The 794-nt window shown below is 44.5% G+C and carries 1 protein-coding gene; it reads right to left on the bottom strand.

What is annotated here, in order from left to right; genetic code table 11:
• Window positions 1-669: hypothetical protein (locus tag E1189_RS17120; RefSeq protein ID WP_230460485.1), on the bottom strand; the 669-nt coding region annotated here is incomplete at its 3' end.
• Window positions 670-794 lie beyond the last annotated feature (125 nt).

Genomic DNA, 794 nt, shown 5'->3' with positions numbered 1-794 from the left:
AGGCTTTTCTTGGTAGCCAGCATTCCCCTGATAAGCAGGATTGTAACCAGCATCCCCCTGATGAACAGGATTGTAAGCAGGAGTTTCTTGGTAACCAGCATTCCCCTGGGGGGAAGGGGGAAATACATCAGCAGAAGGATCTGAGTATTTTACCTCATCGGTATAAACTGGTGGAGGAAGATAACCTCCCTGCCCTGCAACGGTAGGGGGAGCACTTGCCTGTTGACCCAACCAGTTTTCATAATCCTCGAACATAAGCGCTCTAACAGGCCTGAAAGGCCCGTACTGCATTTGCATATACATATCTTCTAGACACGAAACCCCCAATGCCAACGTTTTCTCAAGAATACTCTTGAGCGTCTGTATAGAGTCCAGCCCTCTCACTACTTGTGACTTAATAAGACGATCCCTTTCTTTGGGAGGAACTCTTTCTACGAAGATCGGGCTGCTTTCCATGAGTATTTTAAAGTCAATCGGTTTGACTGTTACTTGACCTATCCAGGTACCAATTAGTTCATCCTGTGTTTCCTGAGATGACAAAAAGTCACGCATTTTTTCAAAGTTAATGGCCTCTGCCTGAAATGCTACTGCAAGCCATAAAAGAACGACTGTGAACGCAAATTTATAATTGCGACAACACTGACAGAGCAGCCTCTGATACTTACTCATATTTACTTCCCTACTTCCCCTCTGAAAGAAGGACATAGAGTCTAGGAAGCTCTACGCATTCTGCCTCTTTTTTATGAAAATATTCTCATCTAGCTCTAGGGTCTGTTGAGGTTTTATGATCGAGC

Origin of the sequence: Parendozoicomonas verongulae, from assembly GCF_009711465.1 — a bacterium.
Lineage (GTDB): Bacteria > Pseudomonadota > Gammaproteobacteria > Pseudomonadales > Endozoicomonadaceae > Sansalvadorimonas > Sansalvadorimonas verongulae.
Note: the sequence above shows the minus strand (reverse complement) of the source record. Positions and strands in the feature narration are given on the sequence as shown.